Here is a 24,139-nt window from a genome sequence, read left to right on the forward strand (position 1 = left end):
ACCGACGTTGGTGAAAAATCGTGATCGATTCGAGGGTTTACACGTGAACGTCAATGTTGATGCCATATCACGAAGAATTGATGCTATGCCGATCGCCTCGAACGACGGTGTCGGTCTGTCCTACGATATCGAAGGACCGAGTGACGCTGAAACCATCGCGTTCGTCGAGGGGTTGAGTTACGGAACATGGATGTGGCGCTGGCAGCGCGAGGCGCTCAGCGAGACGTATCGGACGCTCGTCTGGGACAACCGCGGGACCGGTGATTCCGACGAACCGGAGGGGCCGTACTCGACCAAACAGATGGCGGCGGACTTCGAAGCCGTCCTCGCCGACGCCGGTATCGAGTCGGCCCACGTCGTCGGTGCGAGCCTCGGTGGGATGATCGCCCAGCAGTACGCCCTCGACTACGACCGAGCGGAATCGCTCGCGTTGCTGGCGACGACGCCCGGTGGCGAGGACGCGGCCCCGATTCCCGAGGAGACCCAGCAACGGATGCTCGACGTGCCGCCCGAGTACGACCGCAGCGAGTCGATTCGCTACAAGATGCGACCCGCAGTGTCGGCGTCGTTCTGGGAGGACCACGGTGACGTGATCGATCAGATCGTCGAGTGGCGACTGGAGACCGATCCCTCGGAACAGGCGTACGAGTGGCAGGGTGCGGCCGCCGTCGCCTTCGACGTGAGTGATCGACTCGGGGAGATCGACGTGCCGACGCTACTGCTCCACGGCACCGCAGACAGGGTCGTCCCCTTCGAGAACGCGACGCTGCTCGAAGCAGGGATTCCCGACGCGCGCCTCGAAGCCATCGAGGACGGCTCACACCTCTTTTTCATCGAACGTGCCGAGACCGTCAACGAACACCTGCGCGAGTTCCTCGACGATGTCTGAACACGGACCACAGCGCTGGGTCGGCGACTGGAGCGCCCGTCGGGCGACGCTGTCGCCCGATGGCATCGGACTCGTCGACACGACGACGGGCCGGGAGTTCACCTATCGAGCACTCGACGAGCGAGCCAACCGCTGTGCGCGGATGCTCGCGGAGTACGGTGTGACGCGTGCGCAGGGCAACGGGGACGCCGGCGCTCGCGTGGCCGTCGTCTCGCGCAATCGCCCGGCGTTCGTCGACCTGTTTTTCGCGACTGGCAAGACCGGCGGCGTGCTCGCGCCCCTCTCGCACCGACTCGCACCGCCGGAGCTGGCCGAACTACTCGACGACGTGGCTCCGTCCCTGCTGGTCGTCGAAGCGCCGTTCGCCGAACCGGTTCGGACGGCCATCGACGAGGGGGGCATCGATTGCCCGGTCCTCTCGCTCTCGACCGAAGACGAGACCGTCGAAACGCCGGCGTCGTGGACAGCCTACGAGACGGCGCTGCCCGACGACGACGCTCCGTTCGACGGGCCGACGCTCGATCCGAGTGATCCACACCTCTTCCTCCACACCGGCGGCTCGACGGGGACACCGAAAGAGACCGTCATCAGCCACGAGGCGATCGTCTGGAACGCGACCAACACCGTCACGTCGTGGGGGCTTCGGCCCGACGACGTGACGCCACTTACCTTTCCGATGTTCCACACTGGCGGCTGGAACGTCCTGACCGTCCCGCTCTTTCACATGGGTGGGACCGTCGCCATCGCCCGCGAGTTCGATCCGGGGGCAGTCCTCAGCGTGATCGAGGAGCGCTCCGCGACGTTGCTCGTGGCGGTCCCCGCCGTCCTGCGGATGATGGTCGAACACGACGAGTGGGGGGACACGGACGTGTCGACGCTGCGTCTGGCTAAGTCAGGCGGCGGACCCTGCCGCGAGTCGGTGCTGTCGGCGTGGTGGGATCGCGGGATCGACCTCTCACAGGGGTATGGACTGACCGAGAGCGGGCCGAACAACTTCGCGATGCCCGACGAGTGGCCCCGCGAGAAGGCATCGACGGTCGGCGTCCCCAATCTCCACGTCGACGTGCGGATCGTCGACGAGGACGGCGAGGAACTGCCACGGGGAGAGGTCGGTGAACTCGAAATCAGATCCCCCCACAGCGCCACGGGCTACTGGCAACGCCCCGAGGCGACCGCAGCGACCTTCGGCCCCGACGGCTGGGTGTCGACGGGCGACCTCGCCCGGATCGACGCCGACGGCTACGTCAGCATCGAGGGGCGCAAAAAGAACATGTACGTCAGCGGCGGCGAGAACGTCTTTCCGGCGGAAGTCGAGGACGCCATCTCGGCCCACCCGTCGGTCTCGGACGTGGTCGTGGTCCCCGTCGAGGACGACCAGTGGGGGCAGGTCGGGAAGGCAGTCGTCGTCGGCGACGAGTCACTGACCCTCGACGCACTCACCGAGTTTCTGGACGGGCGCCTCGCACGGTTCAAGCGACCACGGGCACTCACCTTCGTCGACGAACTCCCGCGCAGCGGCCCGGACAAGATCGACCGAGAAGCGGTCGCCGACGAGTTCGGCACGTGATCGAATCCCGGGTTTGCACGGTAGTCACTTCTTAATACCTTCGAAGGCGGAATTTTTTATCATGGTATAGTGTGAGGGTTCGATAGGTAGATCCATGATCGAACTCTCGATGGACGTCGAACAGTACGACTGTCCGTTCATCGATACGACGGCCGATCACGGACTGAGCTTTGCTGCCGTCCACTGGGACTTCGACCGCCGCACGCGCGAGCTAGAGACGCGAATGGTCGTCGAGGCCGAGGACCGCGAGGAGCTTGGGAACGGTCTCTCGACGCTGCGTGGACACGGGAACATGAACGACTACTCGCTCGTGGCCCGCCGGGACAACGTCGCCCAGATCAAGACCGTCATCGCCGAGACGGACGCGATGGGGACGATCAGAGCCAACGACGGCTACATCACCGGACCGTTCTACATCGAGGACGGGAGCGAGGTGTGGCACGTCGGCTTCGACACCGGCGAGCGCGCCGACCGGGCGCTCTCGGAACTCGACCGGAACAACGAGTACGACATCGTCGAGCGGACGGATGCGAGTCTCCCGGAGATGAATAGCCTCGTTCAGAACGCCGGGGCCGCGATGACGCTCATCGAAGGCTGTCAGGACCTCTCGGATACCGAACGCGAGACACTCGAAGCCGCCGTCTCCAGTGGCTATTTCGAGACGCCCCGAAACGCGACCCTCGGGAACCTCGCCGACGAGTTCGACGTGTCAAAGCCTGCCGTCTCGAAGAACTTGCGCCGAGGCCAGCGCAAGATGATCCAGCGGGTCATCGACGCACTGCACGACATCGACTGACCACGCCCACACCCCTGCAGTGGGCTATTATTGACGTTCGTTAACATGTAAACCTCGGTGGTTTTGTCAGTGCCGGGTGTGTGATTATTCGTTATGGACCGGACTGTCACACGACGACGTGCGATCAAGACGTTTGGCGCGACGGGTGTCGTAGCGCTCGCAGGCTGTACGCAGGACGGCGACGGCGGCGACGGCGGGAACGGCGATGGCGGGAGTGACGGCCAGACCGATCAGGAGACGACGATGAGTGACGAGACAGACACCACCGAGGGTGGATCGACGACGCAATCAGTATCGGGCACTGTGAAGATCGGCGTGCTTCAGCCCCTCTCGGGGAACCTCGCGTACTACGGCCAGCAGGGCCTGTGGGGCTTCCTCTCGGGGCTGGCCTACAAAGGCGACACCGATCCTCCATCGGATGTCGGCACCGGCACGACGACGGTGTCCGTGGGCGATGTCGAGTACGAACTCGTGGTCCGTGACACGGAGTTCGCCGCCGATGCGGCCCAGTCGGCCGCCACGGAACTGGTCAGCAACGAGAACGTGGACATGCTGGCTGGCTGTTCGTCTTCGGGTGCCGCCTCACGAGTCATCACGAACGTCGTCAAGGCTGCGGGGGTTCCGATCATGGTCGGTCCGGCCGCCTCGGCCGGGATCACGTCCGACAGCGAGACCTGCGACGACCTCGTCTATCGCGCCAGCGAGAACACCGCGATGGACGCTCGCTCTGGCGGGCGCTACGTCGCCAACGAGACCGACGTGACGAAGGTGTATCTGTTCGGGGCGGACTACAGTTTCGGCCGGGCTGTAGTCAACAATTACCGCTCCGTGCTGGAATCGGAGGGGATCGATATCGTCGGCGAGCGGTTCGTCAATCAGGGCTACTCCGAGTGGGGCGGCCTGCTCGACAACGCCGAACAGGCCGGTGCCGAGGGGATCGTCGGTGGCTTTACCGTCGCGACGCTGCCGAACCTCTTTAGCACGTTCCTCTCCGGTGACTACTCCTTCCGGGCCTTCGGTGGCTTCGCGACCCGGATCACCAACTCCGTCGTCGGCCAGACGATGCAGCGCGTGCTCGGCGATCCACTGACTCAGGAGAAGATCGAGAACTCGAATCTGGGACCGTTTACCACGCGATACCACTGGAATCAGTACGACAACGAGATCAACGACGCCTTCATCGACAGCTACACCAGCGCCTACGGTGTCGTCCCGGACCTGTTCACGTCGGGTGCTTTTACGGGCGCGTCCGCGATCCATCAGGCCATTCAGGAAGGTGGATCGACCGACCCCGACGACATCACCGGTGCGCTCAAGGGCATGACAGTCACGGATACGCCGAAAGGCGAGGGGGCCTACACCTTCCAGGAGTACAACAATCAGGCTCGCTCGGAGATGACCGTCGCAAACCCAATCCCGACAGAGGATCAGTGGGCGGATAGCTGGGATTCGCTGATCCAGCCCGGCGAGCCACTGGCCCGCATCTCCGGCGATCAGGTGACGATTCCGGCCGACAGCGACGACATGAACTGCTCGTTGTAACATGCTCAGAACGCGGGGGCTTACGAAACGGTACGGTGGTATCACTGCGGTCGACGAGGTCGACTTCGAACTCCAAGACGAACTCTGCTCGCTCATCGGTCCCAACGGCGCGGGCAAGACGACGTTCTTCGACCTGCTGACCGGCGCACAGGAGCCGACCAGCGGCCGGGTCGAACTACAGCGAGACGGCGAGTGGATCGATCTGACCAGCAGACCGCCCGACGAGATCGCTGGACTCGGAGTTCACCGGTCCTACCAGATCACGAACGTCTTCCCGACCTCGACGGTCCTTGAGAACGTCCGCGTCGCCGTGCAGGCCCACAGCGACCACGCGGCGACGTTCTGGCGGACGGCCGACGATTACGAGTCGGATCTGGCGGCAGCGCGGTCGATCCTCGACAGGGTCGGTCTCGCCGACCGGGCCGACGATCTGGCTCGAAACCTCAGCCACGGGGCGGGCCGCCAGCTAGAGGTCGCGATCGCACTGGCTGGCGATCCCGACGTCCTCCTGCTGGACGAACCCAACGCCGGGGTGAGTTCCGAGAGCGTCGACGACATCATCGCGCTGATCGAGGACGTGGCCGAGGACCACGCCGTCCTGCTGGTCGAGCACAACATGGACATCGTGATGGAGGTGTCGGACCGCGTGGTCGTGCTCAATCAGGGGTCGGTGATCGCCGACGGCGAGCCAGCGGCCGTCCGAGCCGATCCCGACGTGCAGGAGGCGTATCTCGGCGGGTACGAGACGGGCGACCTCGACGACGAACCGGACACCGACTCGACGGCGGGGGTGGCCTGACGTGGCCCTGCTCGATGTCGAGGACATCCAGAGCTTCTACGGCGAGAGCCACATCCTCGAAGGCGTCTCGCTGTCGGTCGACCGTGGCGAAGTCGTCGCGCTGATGGGACGCAACGGCGTCGGCAAGACGACCACGCTCCGGTCGATCCTTCAGTTGACGCCACCCCGTTCGGGGAGCGTTCGCTACGACGGCACCGAACTCGTCGGCCTGCGAACCCACGAGGTCGCCGAGATGGGCGTGGGCTGGATTCCCGAGGAACGGCGGATCTTCTCACAGCTCACCGTCGAGGAGAACCTCCGGGTGTCGGTCCCCGAGGGCGGCGACGTTGCCGACGCGCTGTCGGTCGCCTTCGAGACGTTCCCGATCCTGGACGAGCGACGTGCGCAGGACGCCGGGACACTGTCCGGGGGGCAACAGCAGATGCTCGCGCTCGGGCGCGGGCTGGTCGGTGACAACGATCTCCTGCTCGTCGACGAACCGAGTGAGGGACTTGCCCCCCAGATCGTCGCCGACGTTGCCGATGCGCTGGCGGCGGCGGCCAGCGAGACGACGATGTTGCTGGTCGAGCAGAACCTCCCGCTGGCGCTGGATCTGGCCGACCGCTTCTACGTGCTGGACAACGGCCGTGTCGTCGACGACGGCGACGCGGACGGGGTGTCTGCCGACGACGAACGGCTCAGGAGGTATCTGTCCGCATGACGACCGTCCTCGACTCTCTCCTGCTCCTCCAGACGGGCTTCGTCGACGGGCTGATCGAGTTCGTCCAGCCGGACGTACTCGTGGAAGTCTTCGTCCGTGGGCTCTCGAAGTCGGCCATCTACATCATGATCGCCGCGGGGCTGACGCTCATCTTCGGACTACTGGGCGTGTTGAACTTCGCCCACGGCGCGCTGACGATGATCGGCGCGTATCTGGGCGGCGTCGTGATGGTGCTGACGGTCGCGCAGGGAACCGGCCCGTGGGCACGCCTCGCCCTCTTTTTCGTGGCGATGGCGGTCGTCTTCGGCCTGCTGGCGGCGCTTGGCGGGTCGATCGAGATCGCACTGATCCGACCGCTGTACGATCGGGCACCGATCTACCAGATCCTGCTGACCTTCGGGGTGACGCTGATCCTCGAAGAACTGGTGCGCATTATCGTCCAGTTCTACGGTCTCCAGCCCATCGCCGAGTGGCAGGAAGCGCTCGGGACCATCCCGGCCTTCCTCGACACCAGCCACTCGCTCGGGCCTGTTTCGGTCCGCGGACTGGCACTCTTCGAGATACTGCTGGGCGTGCTCACCGTCGCAGCCATCTGGGGCTTCCTCACGCGCACGCGCTACGGCCTGTTCATCCGGGCCGGCAGCGAGGACAGCGAGATGGCGGAAGCGCTGGGCATCGACGTGCGCCGGGTCTTCACCGTGGTGTTTGCACTCGGTGCCGGCATCGCAGGCATCGCCGGCACGCTCCTGATGTGGGATCAGGTCTGGGGCGCGAGCGTCCCGCTGGCCGCCGACGCACTGCTGCCGGCGTTCGTCGTCGTCATCATCGGCGGTCTCGGCACGTTCCGGGGCACCGTGGTCGGGGGCCTGATCGTCGGGCTGGTCGACGCGACGACGACGTGGTGGTTCCAGAACGTCGTCGTCACGTGGACGTGGCTCCCCGAGGTCGCCATCTTCCTCATCCTCGTCGTGGCGCTGATCGTGCGTCCACAGGGAATCTACGGCGTCGAGGAGGTGGGCGGCCATTAGCTCCGCGACCGAGATCAGGCAGCGCCTGCAGACGAGCTGGCCGATCGAGTCGGTCCAGCGCCAGCAGGTGTATCTGGTCGTGATCGCCCTGTTAGCTGCCTATCCCGGCGTCTATCACCTTCTCGCCCAGTCGGGGCTGTCCAGCGAGACAGTCGCGCTGTTGCCCCGCATGGAGACGATGGTCGCGGTGCTTTACTTCGCGCTCTTTGCGATGTCGTTCGACTTCATCAGTGGCTACACGGGGTATCTCTCCTTCGGCCACGCCGCCTTCTACGGCACCGGCGCGTACACGGTCCTCCTGATCGCAAACGGCAAGGTCCCATTCCTCGCGGCCGAAACTCCCTTCGTCGCCGCGCTTCTGATCGGGGCCGTCCTCGCGACGCTGCTGGCTGTCGCCATCGGATTGGTCTCCTTTCGCCTGACCGGCGTCTACTTCGCGATGATCACGCTCGGGGTCGCGCAGGTGCTGTACGTGTTCGTCCGTGACTGGGACTACGTCAGCACGAACCCCCGCGATGGGATCGCTCTCAGTGGCGCGCGTGGGTTCGAACTCGGCGTTCCCTTCGTCGATCAACTGACGGTCACACTCGGGACGCTGACCGGCGATACACTGACGCTACTCGGCCATACGCTCGGTACGACGACGGTGTCGTTCTACGCCGTCGGCGTGGTCGTCCTCCTGTGCTATCTGGCGATGCAGCGGATCGTCCACTCTCCCTTTGGCCGCGTGATGATCGCGATCCGGGAGAACGAGGAGCGAGCGGAGGCCATCGGCTACGACACGTTCCGCTACAAACTGGGCGCGTTCGCCATCAGTGGCTTCTTCGGGGGCGTCGGTGGCGGCCTACTCGCCGGCTTCAAGCGCTCTGTGACCCCGGAGACCGGCTTCTACTTCCTGACAAGTGGTGACGCGCTGCTCGCGAGTATCATCGGTGGCTTCGGCACGCTGGCCGGTCCGCTCTGGGGCCACCTGTTCGACGAGTCCGTCCGCGAGTTCCTCTCGAAGCAGGGGCAGGGCGGCGGTCTCCTTCCCTACCTCGAATCGACGCTGAGCGAGGGCTTTCTGGGGACGGAACTGTACGGCGGACTCACCGTCGAGGGGTTCATCACGGCCGCGCTGAACGGCCACGCCAGCCTCTACGTCGGTATCGTCTTCGTCCTGTTCGTGCTGTACGTCCCCGACGGTCTCGTCGGGACGGTCCGGGACCGCCTCGGTGGCCCGGTCGCAAACCGCTTGCCGGAACGGCTCTGGGGTGAGCGATGACGGTACACCTCACCGGCCTCGGACTTGCGCTCCCCGAGGAGACCATCAGCGGCACCGAGATCGCAGAGCGGTCGGGCATCCCCGAATCCGTCGTGACCGAGAAGATGGGCGTCCGACAGAAGCACGTCGCGGGCGACGACGAACAGCCGAGCGATCTCTGTGTCGCGGCGGCGACGGAGGCACTCGACGACGCCGGCATCGATCCCGAGACCATCGATCTGGTGCGCTATCACGGGAGTGAACTGAAAGACCACGTCGTCTGGAGTCTCGCCGCCGACGTTGCCGACCGAATCGGGGCCACGAGCGCCTACGCCGGCGAGAGCTACGCCCTCTGTGCCGGGGCACCGCTCGCCCTGCGAGAGACGACGGCACAGATCGAGGCCGACAGCGTCGAGCATGCGCTGCTCGTGAGTGCGAGCCGTGAGGAGGATCTGGTCGACTACGACGACCCCGACACCTCCTTCATGTTCAACTTCGGGAGCGGCGCGAGCGCGATGATACTGGAAGCCGATGCCGACGACCGGGCACTGGCGACGGTCCGCGAGAGTGCCGCCATCACCGATGGCAGTTTCTCGCGTGACGTGATCGTTCCGGCGGGCGGCACCGAACACTCACCATCTGTATCGACCGTCGAGCGCGGGATGCACTCGCTTCGCGTGCCCGATCACGAATCGATGAAAGCCCGCCTGGCCGAGGTGAGTCTCCCCAACTTCCTCTCCGTCGCCGACGACGCCCTCGAACGCTCTGGCTACGACCGCGAGGCGGTCGATTTCGCTGCGATCACCCACATGAAGCGGTCGTTCCACGACCACCTCTGTGACCAGTTTGGCCTCGGGGAGTGCCAGCACCTGTATCTCGACGAGTACGGGCACGTCCAGAGCGTCGATCAGGCCATCGCGACGAGCGAGGCCCGCGAACGTGGCTGGCTCGGTGCCGGCGACGTGATCCTCTTTCTGGCCGCCGGCACGGGCTACACGTGGGCAGCGACGGTTCTGGAGTGGCGATAACGGGCGACTCGTCGCCGTTCAATCTCGCGGATTCGAATCGAACAGACCCGGTGTGACCGTCCGTCGGCCGTGACTAGTAGCCCACGCCTTCCCGGTCGCGGTTCCTCACGACACAAGCGTTAATATCGTTTCTTTACGATATTAGACAAGCGTGTTCGCTCGATGACAGAGACGTTCTACGATGTCCTCGGTGTCGATCCCGACGCGACGGCGAGTGACATCGAGGACGCCTACCGCGAGCGAATCAAAGAGACTCATCCAGACCACAACGATGCGGAAGACGCCGACGAGGCGACCCAGCGAGTCATCGAGGCCCGGAACGTCCTCGCAGACGAACAAGAGCGTGCGCGATACGACCGCCTCGGTCACGCTGCCTACGTCGGTTCAGCGGACAGTTCGGACGACGAGTCCGTCGACGACGATTCGACCGGCGGTGCAGCATCCCGAGCGGCGCGGGCGGCGGGCTGGGGTGACGAGGAATCGAGTGGTCCCAGTGAGTCGACGGCCGCGGGCACGAACGCAGGGGCCTCCGAGCGGCGCCGACGCGAGCAGGCTGCGAGTGAACGCGTCCGGCGGGAACGAACCCGGTCGGGGCAGGCCCGGAACGCGTCCCGGACGGCCAGTCAGTCTAGCACCAGTGCGACCGGATCGAATCGCACCACGGGCACGACTGTGGGCACAGGTGGAACACGGTCGACACGGGATCGGAATCGGCGCGAACAGATCTACGACGCGGGCGCCTGGAGCGCCAGCACGGAGTACAACGTCCGCAACGAGGTCGATCCGGGCACCCACCCGCTTCGGCTGTTGTTCTCCGACACCTCGCTGTCACTGCTCGTGCTCACCTTCTTCCTCTATCCGGTGATGCTGTTCTCGACAGTGTATCCCGCGTTCCACCTGGTGGTCAACGTCACCGTCGGCCTGTGTACGCTCTTTTTGATCGGCTATCTCCAGTCCCAGCCGTCGGTCGGTGTGCTCGTGTTCGGGGCGTGGAGCCTGCTCGTCCCGCTTGGACTGCTGTTCGTTCGGGCCGATCCGGCTAATCCAGTCGTGTTGCTCGCGCTCGCGGGCGCGTGGTTCCCGTTTGGCTTCTCGCTGTTGACGCTGTGGATTCTCAGGCTCTAGAGCCGCTGACAAACGCGGTCGTGGAGCCGTTCACGGGAGCGGTGGCTCGCCTCGCTGTCGAACTGACACTCGATGAGCTGTGTCCCGTCGCTGTCGACCGACGACGCGACGGCGTCGGCCAGTGTCTCTCGATCCCCGACCCGGTCGTATTCCAGATCGTACAGCGCGCTGGTCGGTTCGAAGTCCAGTCCGTGCGGTGTACGGAACTGCTCGGTGAAGGGCGGATCGAACGACTCGATCGGAAGCTTGTGGAAGATGCCGCCGCCGTCGTTGTTGACCAGCACGATGGTCGCGTCCACGTCACAGCGCCCGACCGCCAGCAGTCCGTTCATGTCGTGGTAGTAGGCCAGATCACCCGTCAGGAGAACGAGCGGGTCGTCGGTCCCACTGGCAGCCCCCAGTGCCGTCGAGGTGATGCCGTCGATGCCGCTGGCACCGCGGTTCCCGAACACGCGTACGTCGGTCTCGCGGGGGCGGCCAAAGCGGTCCAGATCGCGGACCGGCATGCTGTTGGAGACGAACAGCGTCGCCCGATTGGGGAGCGACTCGGCCACCGTCGCGGCGACGAGACCCTCGAAGAACTGTTCGGCGGCGGCGTCCTCGACGAGGTCCCAGTACCGTCGCTCCGCGTCGGTGAATCGCTCGGTCCAGGCCGTCCGCGATTCGTCAAGCCGCCCTGCGACGGCGGTCGCAAGCGCCGTCGGATCGGCGACGAGCAGGTCGGTGGCGTGGAACTCGGCTTCCCGCCACTCGCCGGCCGGATCGACGACGAACTGTCGCGCCCCCGAATCGCGGAGCCAGTGCCGAAGCGTCTTCGAGGTCGGCGAGGCACCGAAGCGAATCACGACATCGGGCGCAGGCCATCCTTCGGCAGCGAGATAGGAGTCGTAGCCACCACAGATCGGGCGGTCGGCGACGTGCTCGCCGAAGCGGTGCCCCGAGAGTGGATCGGCCAGCACGGGAAAGCCGGTCGCGTCACTGAGCGACGCCAGTGATTCGCGGTTCGGGACCGGGGAGTTCGCTGGACCCGTGACGATCAGTCCCCGCTCGTGTGTCGAGAGCGTGTCCGCCAACTGTGTGACGGTCCGCTCGTCGGGTGTGAGGGTTCCGCGAGCCGTTCGCACCATCGGTCCGTCGCGTCCCTCGACGGCGGTCGGATCGCGCTCGGCGAGGTCGTCGGGGACCGCCCCGTCGACGGGGGTTGGCTCCAGCGGTTTCGACATCGGGACGTTCAGGTGGACGGGACCGGGCGGGGTACCGGTCGCCGTCGTGACCGACCGACAGATCGTCGTCCGTAGCGAGCGGAGGCGTCGCGGTTCGGGGGCCGGTTCGGGCAGTGTGCGGTACTGCCGGACGGCATCGCCGTAGAGCTTCTCTTGATCGATGGTCTGGTTCGCCCCGCTGTCCTGCAGTTCCCGCGGTCTATCTGCCGTCAGGAGGACCATTGGCACCCGGGACTGGCTGGCCTCGATGACCGCCGGGTGGAAGTTCGCCGCTGCGGTCCCCGACGTGCAGATCAGCGGCGTCGGTCTCCCGGTCCGGCGCGCCCGACCGAGCGCGAAGTACGCGGCCGACCGTTCGTCCAGATGTGAGTAGACGCGTATCTCGGGATGCTGTGCGACCGCGACCGTCAGGGGCGTCGATCGGCTTCCGGGGGCGACACAGACGGCATCGATTCCGCAGGCCACCAGCTCCTCGACGATGGCACGGCCCCAGAGAGTGTTCTCGTTTGGGTCCGTCACGAGGTTGTCACTCCAGTTCGCTGCGTGATCAGCAATCGACCGGCGTCGCTCATAGCGCAGGCTATGGCTGGGCGACGCTTGAGAGTGACTATCGACGCCCTCTCGCTGGCAGGAACCGATCCCTGCCGTCCCTGTTCACGGAGCGGTAGCCGGCGTCATCGACACACCAGATAGCTGTTTTTACGAAACTGATGGAATACCTTCTAAAACACAAATGTGTCTTTCTCGATTCAATGTTTATTTTATCAAGTTCGGCAACTGTCCCCGCCAGATTTATATGAGGGTCTATCGAACCGTCGTACGTTCCGATGCCACAGGTAGAGATAACGATCCCGGAACATCTCGAGATGCAGATCGCACAGCTCGTCGAAGCCGGCGAGTTCCTCAACCGCGAGGAAGCGATCGAGGACCTCCTCTCGACTGGTCTGAAGGCCTACAAGACGAGCGGGCCGATGGACGAGGAGGACGAACCCGGTCTCGAAGACGACGGGATGATGGGCCACGACGACGAGTACGTCTTCTAGCGCACACGCTCAGACGACGAATCAGCGATCTGGTAGCCGTTCACAAGCAATTCTTATACTATTGGCACCCCCTACTAGTGCCAAGATGCACAAAGACGAACTGCTTGAACTCCACGAACAGATGGTGACCATCATGCGGTTCTTCCGTGACGAGATGGACAGTGTCGACGCCGAACTGTTCGACGCCTACGGCGAACTCGACGTTCGCCCGTCGGACGTTCACAAATCCAAGAGCGAACACAAACACGCCGTCTTCGTGCTCGGGAACTCACTCGCCACCGCGATGAGTGAAGACGAGTTCTCCGACGCGGGCCGAGTCGGCAAGCGGATGAAGGAACTGGCCGAAGACGCCGAAAGCAAGCTGTGATCGGGGCTACTCGCGTTCGAGTTCGGTGAACATCTCTGGATCTGTTCGGAACTTCAAGACGTTGTGGATCACCGAGTTTCGGATGTTCTGGACGACGCTACCGTGTTCTTTGTAGAAATCGTGAATCCAGCGTGACTCTGCCTTTCGGCTCTGGAACATCATCACGGACTTCCACTGGTACTCGCCGTCCGACAGGAAGTAAAACATCGTGTGCCTGTCGTCGCGGATCGTCTCCATCGCATCGCGCCACCCGTCCTCGAAGTGTTCGGGATTGAATTTGAACTCGAACAGTGCGAAGTTGAAGTACTCCTCGTTGGGGACGATGGCCTCACGGAACACACCGTGTTGACGCATCTTGCGGATCGATTCGCTGACCGTGACGTGTGAGACGGAGATGTCGTGCTTCTCTTCGAGTAGCTCTGCCAGTTCGCGCGAGGAAAGCTGCGGGTCGTCCGAGAGTTCCCGCAGGATCAGTACGTCGCGCTCCTTGAAATCCCAGTCCGGGGACTCGTCCGTTGCCATAGGCGTAGTTGTCGTCTATCCGTCTTGTGTGTTCCCATCCATTGGTAACTGAACAGGAACGGCAGTTTAACACCGCACTGACGTGACCGGATCCGTCGCGTCAGTCCGCTCGCTGGCGCGTTTCCGAGAGCTATCGCCCTTCGAAGGCAGGTTCGCGGCCGTCGACGAACGCGGCCGCGCCTTCCTCGTGGTCTGCCGTCCCGAAGGCGACCCCCTGCGCGTTGGCCTCCCGAGCGGTCGCGCCGTCGAACGAGTCCGATTGGTGGTTGAGCAGTCGCTTCGACGCCGAGAGTGCGACGGTCGGTCCAGTGGCGATCGTTGCGACCATGTTGTCGACGCCGGCGTCGAACGACGCTGCTTCGAACACGCGCGTGAACAGCCCCAGATCGCGGGCGCGGTCGGCGTCGATCAGTTCACCGGTGAAGACCAGTTCTTTGGCCGTGTTTAGCCCCACGAGCCGCGGGAGGATGTGTGAGACGCCGGAGTCGATGGCCAGCCCGACACGCCGGAACCCGAAGCTGATCTTCGCGGCCGGACTGGCAAGCTGGAGGTCGCAGGCGATGGCGAGACCGGCACCGGCACCGAACGCCGCCCCGTCGATCTTTGCGACGGTCGGCAAGCGACACTCGTAGACACGGCGGATCGCACGATTGACCGCGCCGACGACGAGTTCGACGCGCTCGGCCGGTCGTACGTCCTGTTCGATGCTTTCGAGCATCGCGTGGACGTCGCCGCCGGCACAGAACGCGTCGCCCTCGCTCTGGATGACGACACAGCGGGCCGCACTGTCCTCGGCGGTGTCGATGGCGGCGACCAGTTCGTCGGCGGCGGGTGCAGAGATTGCGTTACGCGCGTCGGGTCGGTTCAGCGTGATCCGTGCGACCTCGTCGTCGATGTCGACGAGTACCTGTCGATCAGTCATGCTCCCAACCGAGGGCGAGGATCACCAAAAGCGTTGGTCAGCGCACCGTCGCACAACAGTGTAGGGCGTCCATTGACGTAGACGGAACGAGACGATATCGTATGCGCATCCACTGGCACCGTCGAGACCTCCGAGCAGCCGACAACGCGGGGCTTGCCACAGCGACGGCCGACGACACCGTCGTCCCCGTCTTCGTCTTCGACGACGACATCCTCGCGCACGCAGCCCCCCCGCGCGTGGCGTTCATGCTCGACGCGCTCGCCTCGCTCAGGGAGTGGTATCGCGCCAACGGCAGCGACCTCGTGGTCACGCGCGGTGATCCGACGGCGGTCCTGCCCGACCTGGCCGACGAGTACGACGCCGACGCCGTGACGTGGGGTGAAGCCTACTCGGGACTGGGCATCGAGCGGGATATGGCGGTCCGGCAGGCGCTCGACGACAGCGACGTGGCACGCGAAGCCGTCGTCGATAGCGTGTTACACCGGCCCGGCGAGATCACGACCAACGACGGCGACCCCTACGCCGTGTTCACCTACTTCGGCCGCAAGTGGCAGGACCGGGAGAAAGACGACCCGTACGACGAACCCACTCAGGATGCACTCGCCGACGTGACGGGCGATCCGCTGCCGACGATCACGGACCTCGGGTTCGAGGAACCATCGGCGACGATCCCACCCGCCAGTACGGACGCCGCCCGGGACCTGCTCGATGCGTTCTGCGAGGAAGCCATCTACCGGTACGAGGACGACCGGGACTACCCTGCAGAGGAGTGTACCTCACGGCTCTCCGCCCACCTGAAGTTCGGAACGATCGGCATTCGGGAGGTGTACGAGCGAACCGCAGACGCCGCACGGGACGCCGCCGACGATCTGGCCCGAGAGTCCGTCGAGGAGTTCCAGTCACAGCTCGCGTGGCGCGAGTTCTACACGCAGGTGCTCTACGCCAATCGCTCGGTCGTCACGGAGAACTACAAGACCTACGCGAACCCGATCCAGTGGCGCGACGACCCCGAGGCACTACAGGCGTGGAAGGACGGCGAGACGGGGTATCCCATCGTCGACGCCGGGATGCGACAGCTTCGCGAGGAGGGGTTCATGCACAATCGCGTGCGCATGATCGTCGCCTCGTTCCTCACGAAGGACCTGCTGATCGACTGGCGCGAGGGGTACGAGTGGTTCAAGCAGCGACTCGTCGACCACGACACGGCAAACGACAACGGCGGCTGGCAGTGGGCTGCCTCGACCGGGACCGACGCCCAGCCGTACTTCCGGATCTTCAATCCGATGTCACAGGGCGAACGCTACGATCCCGACGCCGAGTACATCAAGACGTACGTCCCCGAGCTAGACGGCGTCGATCCCGAGGTGATCCACGACTGGCACGAACTGTCGATCACGCAGCGACGCAGCGCTGCACCCGACTATCCCGATCCGATCGTCGACCACGGGGAACGACGAGAGCAAGCACTGTCGATGTTCGAGACCGCCCGCGGCGAGAGTTGAGCGACCCGAGTGCTGGGCAGGCGAGACCGCTCGACGCCACATCCTTGTGGAATGGTATCATACGGCTCCTAAACGTTTAACAGTCGCCCGCCCCACCCTCAGAATGGAGGAGATATCCCATGTCCGAACATTCAAATCCTGAACTGCCGCCGCTTCCGTACGACTACGACGCACTGGAGCCACACATCTCCGAGCAGGTGCTGACCTGGCACCACGACACCCATCATCAAGGGTACGTCAACGGGCTTGAAGCCGCCGAGGAGACGCTGGCCGAGAACCGCGAGTCGGGCGACTTTGGCTCGTCGGCCGGCGCGCTCGGCAACGTTACGCACAACGGCTGTGGGCACTATCTCCACACGCTGTTCTGGGAGAACATGGATCCCAACGGCGGTGGCGAGCCGTCCGGGGCTCTCGCCGACCGTATCGCCGAAGACTTCGGTTCCTACGAGGGCTGGAAAGGCGAGTTCGAGGCAGCCGCCTCGGCCGCCGGTGGCTGGGCGCTGCTCGTCTACGACCCGGTCGCCAAACAACTCCGCAACGTCGCGGTCGACAAGCACGACCAGGGCGCACTCTGGGGCGCACACCCCGTCCTCGCGCTCGACGTCTGGGAGCACTCGTACTACTACGACTACGGCCCGGACCGTGGCAGCTTCATCGACGCCTTCTTCGAGGTCGTCGACTGGGACGAAGTCGCATCGCAGTACGAGACCGCGGTCGGTCACTTCGAATAAGGCTCCAACACTTCGTCATTTCTTTCGCCGCTCGCCGATCAGTGGCGACGCCTGTCACGCCCGATCACGTTTCGAGGGGTTTAGGCACCGAGCCGAACAATCGACGGGCATGCCACGACCGAAAGACGATTTCGAGGACCTTCGAGCACTGGAGTTTCGGATGCCGAGCGAAGTGCTCGACGACGACGAGATGTACACGATTTACGAGATCGGTCGCCTCCTGCAGGGACTGGAGGCCGACGCCGAACTGGATGTCGAGACCGAAAACGTCCTGATGGACTGGGCGATCCCGTGGTTGCTCAAACACTCGGAGTCGTTCGTCTTCGCGGAGCCAGCGGCGGAGGACGAACCGGGCTACTACGGCTTGGCCTGATCCGGATTAGTGTAGCGACGTACCGGTGATCGTCTCGCCCTCTCGGCGACGGTCGAATGCATCTACAACAATCCGTATGAGACGGCCACCTGAAACTGCTAGAACCGCGCTGCCTGTGACGCGAGTTCGATGTGCCCGTACGGATCGTCCGTCACGCTCGGGCCGTGCCCGGTGTGCATCTCGGCCAGATCGTCGTCGACAGTCGAGAGAACCCGGTCGATGCTCTCGATCAGCACGCCGCGGTCACCTTCTTCGAGATCGGTCCGGCCGAAACTCCCGTTCGCGAACACGAGATCACCAGCGAAGAGGACGCCCGCCTCGGTCGAGTACAGACAGAGATGATCGTCTTTGTGGCCCGGCGTGTGGAGCGCGACGTACTCGTCGTCGCCGATCTGGATCGTCCCCTCGTCGGCGAGTTCGTCGTCGACGCCCGGGAACGCGCCGTCGAAGCCCACGACTGGCACGTCGAACGCCGTTCGAACCGAATCGAGCGTTCCGACGTGGTCTGGATGCGTGTGAGTGAGCACGACCTGATCGATCTCTGGGACGTGCTCTCGCACTGCTGTGACCACGTCGAAGTCGTTGCCGACATCGACCAGCGTCGTCACGTCACCCTCGACGAGAAAGACGTTGCTCGTGAAGGTCCCGTCGTCAGGGGCGAGGTTCTGGATCATGTGCCATCGGTCGTATCGCGACGAACATGTACGTACTGATCTCACGCGTCATACGGACGGTTGTAGCGATTGACCGGTGAGCGTCGTCACGGGAGAGACCCTCACCGGTACGCAACGACAACGTTCCGTATCAGTCACGGCCCACGTGGCATCCGGGCATCGAATCGCAGGAAGTGGCTCTGCCCGGAATACCCACAGGGCTATGTATGATGAAAAAGTAACGTTGTGTAGAGAATAGATGTCAGCATCGGATCGACCCGTCGTGCTCATCGTCGAGGACGAACCGGACGTCGCGGAAACATACAAACTGTGGCTCCGCAACGATTACGAAGTTCGGATGGCACACGACGGCGACGAAGGGCTAACGCTCCTTGATGAATCTGTCGACGTGGTGTTGCTAGATCGCATGATGCCCGGCCTGTCGGGCGACGAGGTACTCGAACGGATTCGAAAGCGTGATCTGGGGTGTCGAGTCTCGATGGTGACGGCAGTCGAACCCGACTTCGACATTCTCGAGATGGGATTCGACGCGTATCTCTCGAAGCCGATCAGGAGCGAACAACTCCACGAGACGGTCGAGAACCTTCTCGAACGATCCGAGTACGATTCACTCCTGCAAGAGTACTACTCGCTCGTCGAAAAACAGGCGACACTCGAAGCCAGCAAGAGCAGCGCCGAACTCGAAGAGAGCGAGGAATACGATGCGCTTAAAAGCGAGATAGCCGAACTGCAAGACGAGTTATCCGATTCGCTCGGCGGTATCGGCGACGATGCCGACTTTATCGCAACACTGCGTGGCCTCAGCAATGGTGAAGACGAATAATCTGTCAGGGAATATGTACGATCTGTCAACCGTACTCGACTTCGAAGCGTTAACCTCGGTCCGCCCTGGAACGAGCCTGCTCATCGCAGGACCGGCGATGAGTGGCAAGGAGGCCCTCGCCAAGGACGTACTCAAGGCAGGGGCCAGAGAGGGAGAGGGTGCCGTCGTCGTAACGACGAACGATCAAGCATCGGCGATCGTCGACGAGTTCAAGACGGACGTGCCGTCGATGGAAGACTCACAACTGGGGGTCGTCGACTGTCGCGGAGACAGCGGCGACGGACAACAGAGCAGCGCGTACACCCACCACGTGAGTTCGCCGGGTGATCTGACGGGCATCGGGATCGGGATCACCAAGGCACTCGATGGACTCCACAAGAGCGGTCGAGATAAGGGTCGACTGGCGCTGGTCTCGCTGTCGACGATGCTCACCTACACCGACAAGAAGACGGTGTTCAAGCTCTGTCATATCCTCTCGTCTCGCCTCGATTCAGCAGGCTACATCGGTGTGTTCACCATCGACTCGGGGGCACACGACGACCAGACGTTACAGGTCATCAAACAGGCCTTCGACGGTCTCGTCGAGTTCCGCGAGACCGACGGTCTCCGTGAGGCCCGCGTCATGGGCCTGTCCAGCCAGCCCAGCGACTGGAAAGAGCTGTAGGCGGAACACGGCCACGTCGCTTCTTCGTTCGTGTCGACGGTATCCAAGCCCGGAACTTTAATCGGACCCCGTCCGAAGCCATCGCTATGGGCACACGTCACGAGATAGTTGGGTCGGACCCGGCCGACGACGACCGCGCCGAGTACGACTACGAAGGTGGCACGGTCGAGCGCCCCGCGTTCGTGTCCGATCTGACCGAGCGCATCGAAGGAACGGTCCGATTCGACGAGTACACCCGCCAGCTCTACGCGACCGACGCCAGCGCCTACGAGGTGACGCCGATCGGAGTCGTCTTTCCGAAATCCACGGCCGACGTGGCGACAGTCGTCTCCTACTGTGCCGACCGAGGGACGCCAGTCCTGCCACGCGGTGGTGGGACGAGCCTCGCCGGTCAGTCGGTCAACGAGGCCGTTGTCCTCGATTTCTCGCGGTTCATGGACGAACTGCGATCGATCGATCCAGACGAGCGACGGGCGCGTGCACAGGTCGGGACGACGCTCGGGGAACTCAACGACGCACTCGCCGAGTTCGATCTCAAGTTCGCCCCGGACCCGGCGTGGGGCGACAAGAGTGTGCTTGGCGGTGCGATCGGTAACAACTCAACGGGCGCACACTCACTGAAGTACGGCAAGACGGACGCCTACGTCGAGGAGTGTGAAGTCGTCCTCGCCGACGGCACGGTGACGACCTTTGGCGAGGTGACACGCGCCGAGATCAGGGAGCGAGCGGAGCGGGCGGGACTGGAAGGCCGGATCTACGCCGCGGTCGACGACCTGCTCGACGAGGGCACACCTGCGGTCGAAGACGCCTTTCCCGATCTGAAGCGCAACGTCTCTGGCTACAATCTCGACCGACTCGTCGCGGACGCCGAAGACGGCTCGATCAATCTCGCCCGCCTACTCGCCGGCAGCGAGGGGACCCTCGCCATCGTCACGGAGGCGACGGTCTCGCTTGAGGCAGTCCCCGAGACCAAAGCGCTGGCGCTGCTCTCGTATCACGACCTCGTCGACGCGATGGCGGACGTGCCGGCGATCCTCGAACACGACCCCGCCGCTGTCGAGGTCCTCGACGACGTGTTGCTGGATCTGGCCGCCGACACCGAGGAGTTCGGCACGCTCGTCGAGTCGCTGCTGCCCGAGGAGACGGCCGCCGTCCTGCTCGTCGAGTTCTACGCCGACAACGACCCACAGGGCAAGCAACGGGTCGCCGACCTGCTTGCCGACCGCGTCGGCGACGTGTCCACGGCAGGTGTCCCACAGGGCGACGCAGAATCACTGACCGATGCACCGCGCGAAGCCTTCCACGGACAGGAGGCCCACGACGACACCGAGCGAAAGCGGTTCTGGAAACTCCGCAAGAGCGGCCTGCCGATCCTGCTCGGTCGGACCTCAGACGCGAAACACATCAGCTTCATCGAAGACACGGCCGTCCCGCCGGAGAATCTCGCGGACTACGTCAGTGACTTTCAGGCACTCCTCGACGAACAGGACACGTTCGCGAGTTTCTACGCCCACGCGGGACCGGGCTGTCTCCACATCAGACCGCTCGTCAACACGAAGACCGTCGAGGGCATCGAGCAGATGGCGGCCATCGCGGACGGTGCGACCGATCTCGTGATCGAGTACGGCGGCAGCGTCTCGGGCGAACACGGCGACGGCCGCGCCCGGACCCAGTGGAATCGAAAGCTGTACGGGCAGGATGTCTGGGAGCAGTTCCGAGACCTCAAGTCCGCCTTCGATCCCGACTGGCTCCTCAATCCCGGGCAGGTGTGTGGCTACGCCGACGACGAAACGATTCCGGATGGCGTCCCCCCACGGGCGCGAGCGGTCAACATGACCGACGACCTCCGCTTTGACCCCGACTACGACTTCGAGATGGACTTCGAGCCGTCGCTGCACTGGGACAACGAGAACGGCTTTCAGGGGATGGTCGAACTGTGTCACGGCTGTGGTGGCTGTCGCGGTCCACAGGAGACCACCGGCAGCGTGATGTGTCCGACTTACAGAGCCGCTGACGAGGAGTCGACGGCGACACGGGGTCGTGCCAACGCACTCAGGCAGGCGATGAGCGGCGACCTGCCCGACGACCCGACCGACGAGGAGTTCGTCGCCGAGATCATGGACCTCTGTATCGGTTGCAAGGGCTGTGCGAAAGACTGCCCGAGCGAGGTCGACATGGCGAAACTCAAAGCGGAGGTCGAGCACGCCCACCACCAAGAACACGGCAGCAGCCTCCGGTCGAAACTCTTTGCCAACATCGACACCCTCAGCGCGTGGGGGAGTCGGCTGGCACCGATCTCGAACTGGCTCGCTGCGGCACCCGGTAGCGATCTGCTCGCCGAGAAACTCCTCGGTATCGCGAGCGAGCGCTCCGTGCCGACCTTCCACCGGGAGTCGTTCGAAGACTGGTTCGCCGAACGCGGCCCGACAGTCACGGCGGCCGAGGCGGATCGACGAGTGTTGCTCGTCCCCGATACGTACAACAACTACAGCGATCCGGCGGTGCTGCAGGCCGCCGTCGAGGTTCTCGAAGCGGCGAACGTCCACGTTGACGTACCAGGTGCCGTCACGAGCAGCGGTCGTGCCGCCCACTCGAAGGGCTTTCTGGACGTGGCTCGCGAACGCGCACGGACGAACGTCGACGCCCTCGACACGCCAGTCGCCGACGGATGGGACGTGATCCTCGTCGAACCGTCCGACGCCGTGATGGTCCAGTCGGACTATCGAGACCTGCTCGGAGCCGACGCAGCGACCGTCGCCGACAGCACCTACGGACTGTGTGAGTACATCGATCGGTTCGACCTCGACGAGGAAATCGACTGGGACGCGGGTGCTGAGCGCCTGACCTATCACGGCCACTGTCACCAGAAGGCCGTCTCGCGCGACCACCACGCGGTCGGTGTCCTCCGCCGGGCGGGCTACGAGGTCGACCCGCTCGATTCGGGCTGCTGTGGCATGGCCGGTAGCTTCGGCTACGAGGCCGAACACTACTCGATGAGTCAGGCGATCGGTCGCATTCTGTTCGATCAGGTCGCCGACAGCGCCGGGGACAGCGTCGTCGCACCGGGTGCCTCCTGTCGAACGCAACTCGGCGACCGTCGTGGGCACGACCCACCGGCCCACCCGGTCGAACGCCTCGCCGCGGCGATCGAATCCCGATGATCGATCCATCGACACCGTCGGCCACCGACGACAACCCTCTCGTACGGTTTATTCTAGATGCTTCCCGGCGATCGTCGCCACGGGGTAAACGATCACCGGTACAGCGCTACAATAATCCGTATCAGAGGGGACCAGACACAGTGTTTTTATCCTCTCCTCAGGTGATATAGAACAGATGGATCGCCAGTTCGTCGTGGCGTGTTTGCTCGTCGTCGCGCTCGTGTCGAGCGGTGCTTCAGCAGCCACAACACAGGGGTCGTCTGCAGGACTACTGGTCCAGCCTGAGGGCTTCGACCAGACGACCTTCGAGATCACGCTCACGGAGAACGGGTCCGCTCGCTGGGCGATCAAGCATCATCAGCGGCTGGTCAACGAGAGCGAACGGGCGGCGTTCGAGGACTTCGCCCAGCGGTTCGAGAACAACGAGACACAGCTCTACCAGAACTTCGTCTCGGGAGCCGAAACACTCGTCACGACCGGACGTAACGCGACCGATCGCCCGATGGAAGCCACGTCCTTCGGGCGAACGGCATACACGAACGTGACGGCGAACTTCGAGGACCGGGGGACGGTCGAACTCCAGTTCACGTGGACCCACTTCGCCCGAACGGACGGCGACCGTGTCGTCGTCGGTGACGTGTTCGGCGAGAACTTCTATATCGGCCAGAATCAGGCCATCGTGTTCGTCCGGGGGGCAGGACTCCAGTTCGAGGAAGCGTTGCCGACGCCGACCTCTCAGACCGACCCGGATTCGCTGGCCCAGAGCCAGAGTGTCACGTGGGAGGGCGAGCGAACGTTCGCCCAGCAACGGCCCTACGCCGTGCTGACCACTCGCCAGCCGTCGACGAGTGTGGGGTCCGGGGGTGGTGATGGCTCGTCGACCGAATCCGCGACGGCGTCGACAAGTGCCACCCCCGATGGGAACGACGCCACGACCGAGCCACCGGTGAGCGAGACGACCGAACCGCTCGGGAGTGGCACCGGCAATCCGATGGTGTGGCTCGTCGGTGTCGTCATCGTCGTCATCGGACTTTCGAGCGCCATCGCCTATCGAACCGGTTCGATCTCGCTGCCGGGCAGGCGCGCCGAGTCGGCGGTCGAAACGACGGAGCAATCCGCGGCGAGTGGTCAGTCCGCGCCGGAGACTCAGACGCCGATTCCGGACGAGGAACTGCTCTCTGACAGTGACCGGGTCGTCAAACTCCTCGAAGACAACGGGGGCCGGATGAAACAGGTCAACATCGTCGACGAGACCGAGTGGTCCAAATCGAAGGTGAGCATGCTCCTCTCGGATATGGAAGACGACGGCGACATCAGCAAACTCCGCGTCGGTCGCGAGAACATCATCAGTCTCGCCGGCCACGAACCCGACGCCGCTGGCTCCCCGTTCGAGGACGACGAGTGAGTGACCCACGGC

General features: G+C 64.1%; 23 protein-coding genes. 19 read left to right on the forward strand and 4 right to left on the reverse strand.

Features of this window, described 5'->3' with window-relative positions:
- The first annotated feature begins 85 nt into the window (after window positions 1–85).
- The 10 genes from AC5FRW_RS06580 (at window position 86) to AC5FRW_RS06625 (ending at window position 10,717) form a co-directional block, all read left to right on the forward strand.
- Window positions 86–889 (forward strand): alpha/beta fold hydrolase, encoded by an 804-nt coding sequence (locus AC5FRW_RS06580; RefSeq protein ID WP_493567637.1) that lies wholly within the window; start codon window positions 86–88, stop codon window positions 887–889.
- Window positions 882–2,456 (forward strand): AMP-binding protein, encoded by a 1,575-nt coding sequence (locus AC5FRW_RS06585; protein WP_493567638.1) that lies wholly within the window; start codon window positions 882–884, stop codon window positions 2,454–2,456. Before AC5FRW_RS06580 ends, AC5FRW_RS06585 begins: the two co-directional genes overlap by 8 nt.
- A gap of 94 nt (window positions 2,457–2,550) precedes the next feature.
- On the forward strand, window positions 2,551–3,252 hold the full coding sequence (locus tag AC5FRW_RS06590; RefSeq protein ID WP_493567639.1) for a helix-turn-helix domain-containing protein: 702 nt from the start codon (window positions 2,551–2,553) through the stop codon (window positions 3,250–3,252).
- Between the two features lie 93 nt (window positions 3,253–3,345).
- Complete coding sequence (locus AC5FRW_RS06595; protein ID WP_493567640.1) at window positions 3,346–4,794, forward strand: ABC transporter substrate-binding protein; 1,449 nt, start codon at window positions 3,346–3,348, stop codon at window positions 4,792–4,794.
- Between the two features lies 1 nt (window position 4,795).
- Entirely contained in the window at window positions 4,796–5,593 is a 798-nt protein-coding gene (locus AC5FRW_RS06600) for an ABC transporter ATP-binding protein (RefSeq protein WP_493567641.1), read from the forward strand.
- A 1-nt stretch (window position 5,594) separates the two neighbouring features.
- Complete coding sequence (locus AC5FRW_RS06605) at window positions 5,595–6,293, forward strand: ABC transporter ATP-binding protein (protein WP_493567642.1); 699 nt, start codon at window positions 5,595–5,597, stop codon at window positions 6,291–6,293.
- Window positions 6,290–7,321 (forward strand): branched-chain amino acid ABC transporter permease, encoded by a 1,032-nt coding sequence (locus AC5FRW_RS06610; protein ID WP_493567643.1) that lies wholly within the window; start codon window positions 6,290–6,292, stop codon window positions 7,319–7,321. Before AC5FRW_RS06605 ends, AC5FRW_RS06610 begins: the two co-directional genes overlap by 4 nt.
- 67 nt (window positions 7,322–7,388) lie before the next feature.
- Complete coding sequence (locus AC5FRW_RS06615; protein WP_493567644.1) at window positions 7,389–8,585, forward strand: branched-chain amino acid ABC transporter permease; 1,197 nt, start codon at window positions 7,389–7,391, stop codon at window positions 8,583–8,585.
- The gene (locus AC5FRW_RS06620; RefSeq protein ID WP_493567645.1) at window positions 8,582–9,592 is read left to right on the forward strand and encodes a 3-oxoacyl-ACP synthase; all 1,011 of its coding nucleotides are present in this window, start codon (window positions 8,582–8,584) and stop codon (window positions 9,590–9,592) included. Before AC5FRW_RS06615 ends, AC5FRW_RS06620 begins: the two co-directional genes overlap by 4 nt.
- Before the next feature lie 162 nt (window positions 9,593–9,754).
- Entirely contained in the window at window positions 9,755–10,717 is a 963-nt protein-coding gene (locus AC5FRW_RS06625; RefSeq protein ID WP_493567646.1) for a J domain-containing protein, read from the forward strand.
- Here AC5FRW_RS06625 and menD read toward each other — a convergent pair.
- Window positions 10,714–12,459: a 2-succinyl-5-enolpyruvyl-6-hydroxy-3-cyclohexene-1-carboxylic-acid synthase gene (gene menD / locus AC5FRW_RS06630; protein ID WP_493567647.1), complete on the reverse strand. Its 1,746-nt coding sequence runs from the start codon at window positions 12,457–12,459 to the stop codon at window positions 10,714–10,716. The two genes, AC5FRW_RS06625 and menD, sit on opposite strands and share 4 nt — an antisense overlap.
- Window positions 12,460–12,767: 308 nt before the next feature.
- Here menD and AC5FRW_RS06635 point away from each other — a divergent pair, with 308 nt between their 5' ends.
- Window positions 12,768–12,983 (forward strand): ribbon-helix-helix domain-containing protein, encoded by a 216-nt coding sequence (locus AC5FRW_RS06635; RefSeq protein ID WP_493567648.1) that lies wholly within the window; start codon window positions 12,768–12,770, stop codon window positions 12,981–12,983.
- An 85-nt stretch (window positions 12,984–13,068) separates the two neighbouring features.
- Entirely contained in the window at window positions 13,069–13,350 is a 282-nt protein-coding gene (locus AC5FRW_RS06640) for a UPF0058 family protein (protein WP_493567649.1), read from the forward strand.
- Between the two features lie 6 nt (window positions 13,351–13,356).
- On the opposite strand, the gene AC5FRW_RS06645 is transcribed toward AC5FRW_RS06640, so the two are convergent.
- Both AC5FRW_RS06645 and AC5FRW_RS06650 read right to left on the reverse strand, forming a co-directional pair.
- On the reverse strand, window positions 13,357–13,872 hold the full coding sequence (locus AC5FRW_RS06645) for an Lrp/AsnC family transcriptional regulator (protein WP_493567650.1): 516 nt from the start codon (window positions 13,870–13,872) through the stop codon (window positions 13,357–13,359).
- Window positions 13,873–14,002: 130 nt separating this feature from the next.
- The gene (locus tag AC5FRW_RS06650; RefSeq protein ID WP_493567651.1) at window positions 14,003–14,794 is read right to left on the reverse strand and encodes an enoyl-CoA hydratase/isomerase family protein; all 792 of its coding nucleotides are present in this window, start codon (window positions 14,792–14,794) and stop codon (window positions 14,003–14,005) included.
- A 101-nt stretch (window positions 14,795–14,895) separates the two neighbouring features.
- On the opposite strand from AC5FRW_RS06650, the gene AC5FRW_RS06655 reads away from it, so the two are divergent.
- From AC5FRW_RS06655 to AC5FRW_RS06665, 3 genes are all read left to right on the forward strand, one after another.
- A complete protein-coding gene (locus tag AC5FRW_RS06655; RefSeq protein WP_493567652.1) occupies window positions 14,896–16,296 on the forward strand; it encodes a cryptochrome/photolyase family protein in 1,401 nt (466 codons plus the stop codon).
- Between the two features lie 119 nt (window positions 16,297–16,415).
- Window positions 16,416–17,027: a superoxide dismutase [Mn] gene (gene sod / locus AC5FRW_RS06660; RefSeq protein ID WP_493567653.1), complete on the forward strand. Its 612-nt coding sequence runs from the start codon at window positions 16,416–16,418 to the stop codon at window positions 17,025–17,027.
- Between the two features lie 109 nt (window positions 17,028–17,136).
- The gene (locus tag AC5FRW_RS06665; RefSeq protein ID WP_493567654.1) at window positions 17,137–17,400 is read left to right on the forward strand and encodes a DUF5827 family protein; all 264 of its coding nucleotides are present in this window, start codon (window positions 17,137–17,139) and stop codon (window positions 17,398–17,400) included.
- A gap of 98 nt (window positions 17,401–17,498) precedes the next feature.
- Here the strand turns inward: AC5FRW_RS06665 and AC5FRW_RS06670 are convergent, their stop codons facing one another.
- Window positions 17,499–18,074, reverse strand: coding sequence for an MBL fold metallo-hydrolase (locus AC5FRW_RS06670; RefSeq protein ID WP_493567655.1), 576 nt, complete (start codon window positions 18,072–18,074; stop codon window positions 17,499–17,501).
- A gap of 238 nt (window positions 18,075–18,312) precedes the next feature.
- On the opposite strand from AC5FRW_RS06670, the gene AC5FRW_RS06675 reads away from it, so the two are divergent.
- The 4 genes from AC5FRW_RS06675 (at window position 18,313) to AC5FRW_RS06690 (ending at window position 24,127) form a co-directional block, all read left to right on the forward strand.
- A complete protein-coding gene (locus AC5FRW_RS06675) occupies window positions 18,313–18,897 on the forward strand; it encodes a HalX domain-containing protein (RefSeq protein ID WP_493567656.1) in 585 nt (194 codons plus the stop codon).
- A 13-nt stretch (window positions 18,898–18,910) separates the two neighbouring features.
- The gene (locus AC5FRW_RS06680; RefSeq protein WP_493567657.1) at window positions 18,911–19,561 is read left to right on the forward strand and encodes an RAD55 family ATPase; all 651 of its coding nucleotides are present in this window, start codon (window positions 18,911–18,913) and stop codon (window positions 19,559–19,561) included.
- Window positions 19,562–19,647: 86 nt separating this feature from the next.
- A complete protein-coding gene (locus AC5FRW_RS06685; protein WP_493567658.1) occupies window positions 19,648–22,722 on the forward strand; it encodes an FAD-binding and (Fe-S)-binding domain-containing protein in 3,075 nt (1,024 codons plus the stop codon).
- Window positions 22,723–22,897: 175 nt separating this feature from the next.
- Window positions 22,898–24,127 carry a helix-turn-helix transcriptional regulator gene (locus AC5FRW_RS06690; protein WP_493567659.1) on the forward strand — a complete coding sequence of 410 codons (1,230 nt, stop codon included), beginning with the start codon at window positions 22,898–22,900 and terminating at the stop codon, window positions 24,125–24,127.
- The last annotated feature ends 12 nt before the right edge of the window (window positions 24,128–24,139 follow it).

The organism is Halomicrobium sp. HArcht3-1, assembly GCF_058933345.1.

Excerpts from the sequence above, each read along its gene's own strand:
- AC5FRW_RS06625 (WP_493567646.1), top strand. The coding sequence starts at position 9,755 with ATGACAGAGACGTTCTACGATGTCCTCGGTGTCGATCCCGACGCGACG.
- AC5FRW_RS06580 (WP_493567637.1), top strand. The coding sequence starts at position 86 with ATGCCGATCGCCTCGAACGACGGTGTCGGTCTGTCCTACGATATCGAA.
- AC5FRW_RS06600 (WP_493567641.1), top strand. The coding sequence starts at position 4,796 with ATGCTCAGAACGCGGGGGCTTACGAAACGGTACGGTGGTATCACTGCG.
- sod (WP_493567653.1), top strand. The coding sequence starts at position 16,416 with ATGTCCGAACATTCAAATCCTGAACTGCCGCCGCTTCCGTACGACTAC.
- AC5FRW_RS06690 (WP_493567659.1), top strand. The coding sequence starts at position 22,898 with ATGGATCGCCAGTTCGTCGTGGCGTGTTTGCTCGTCGTCGCGCTCGTG.
- AC5FRW_RS06640 (WP_493567649.1), top strand. The coding sequence starts at position 13,069 with ATGCACAAAGACGAACTGCTTGAACTCCACGAACAGATGGTGACCATC.
- AC5FRW_RS06655 (WP_493567652.1), top strand. The coding sequence starts at position 14,896 with ATGCGCATCCACTGGCACCGTCGAGACCTCCGAGCAGCCGACAACGCG.
- AC5FRW_RS06675 (WP_493567656.1), top strand. The coding sequence starts at position 18,313 with ATGTCAGCATCGGATCGACCCGTCGTGCTCATCGTCGAGGACGAACCG.
- AC5FRW_RS06590 (WP_493567639.1), top strand. The coding sequence starts at position 2,551 with ATGATCGAACTCTCGATGGACGTCGAACAGTACGACTGTCCGTTCATC.
- AC5FRW_RS06595 (WP_493567640.1), top strand. The coding sequence starts at position 3,346 with ATGGACCGGACTGTCACACGACGACGTGCGATCAAGACGTTTGGCGCG.
- AC5FRW_RS06670 (WP_493567655.1), bottom strand. The coding sequence starts at position 18,074 with ATGATCCAGAACCTCGCCCCTGACGACGGGACCTTCACGAGCAACGTC.
- AC5FRW_RS06645 (WP_493567650.1), bottom strand. The coding sequence starts at position 13,872 with ATGGCAACGGACGAGTCCCCGGACTGGGATTTCAAGGAGCGCGACGTA.
- AC5FRW_RS06635 (WP_493567648.1), top strand. The coding sequence starts at position 12,768 with ATGCCACAGGTAGAGATAACGATCCCGGAACATCTCGAGATGCAGATC.
- AC5FRW_RS06585 (WP_493567638.1), top strand. The coding sequence starts at position 882 with ATGTCTGAACACGGACCACAGCGCTGGGTCGGCGACTGGAGCGCCCGT.
- AC5FRW_RS06685 (WP_493567658.1), top strand. The coding sequence starts at position 19,648 with ATGGGCACACGTCACGAGATAGTTGGGTCGGACCCGGCCGACGACGAC.
- AC5FRW_RS06665 (WP_493567654.1), top strand. The coding sequence starts at position 17,137 with ATGCCACGACCGAAAGACGATTTCGAGGACCTTCGAGCACTGGAGTTT.
- AC5FRW_RS06680 (WP_493567657.1), top strand. The coding sequence starts at position 18,911 with ATGTACGATCTGTCAACCGTACTCGACTTCGAAGCGTTAACCTCGGTC.
- AC5FRW_RS06650 (WP_493567651.1), bottom strand. The coding sequence starts at position 14,794 with ATGACTGATCGACAGGTACTCGTCGACATCGACGACGAGGTCGCACGG.
- AC5FRW_RS06610 (WP_493567643.1), top strand. The coding sequence starts at position 6,290 with ATGACGACCGTCCTCGACTCTCTCCTGCTCCTCCAGACGGGCTTCGTC.
- AC5FRW_RS06620 (WP_493567645.1), top strand. The coding sequence starts at position 8,582 with ATGACGGTACACCTCACCGGCCTCGGACTTGCGCTCCCCGAGGAGACC.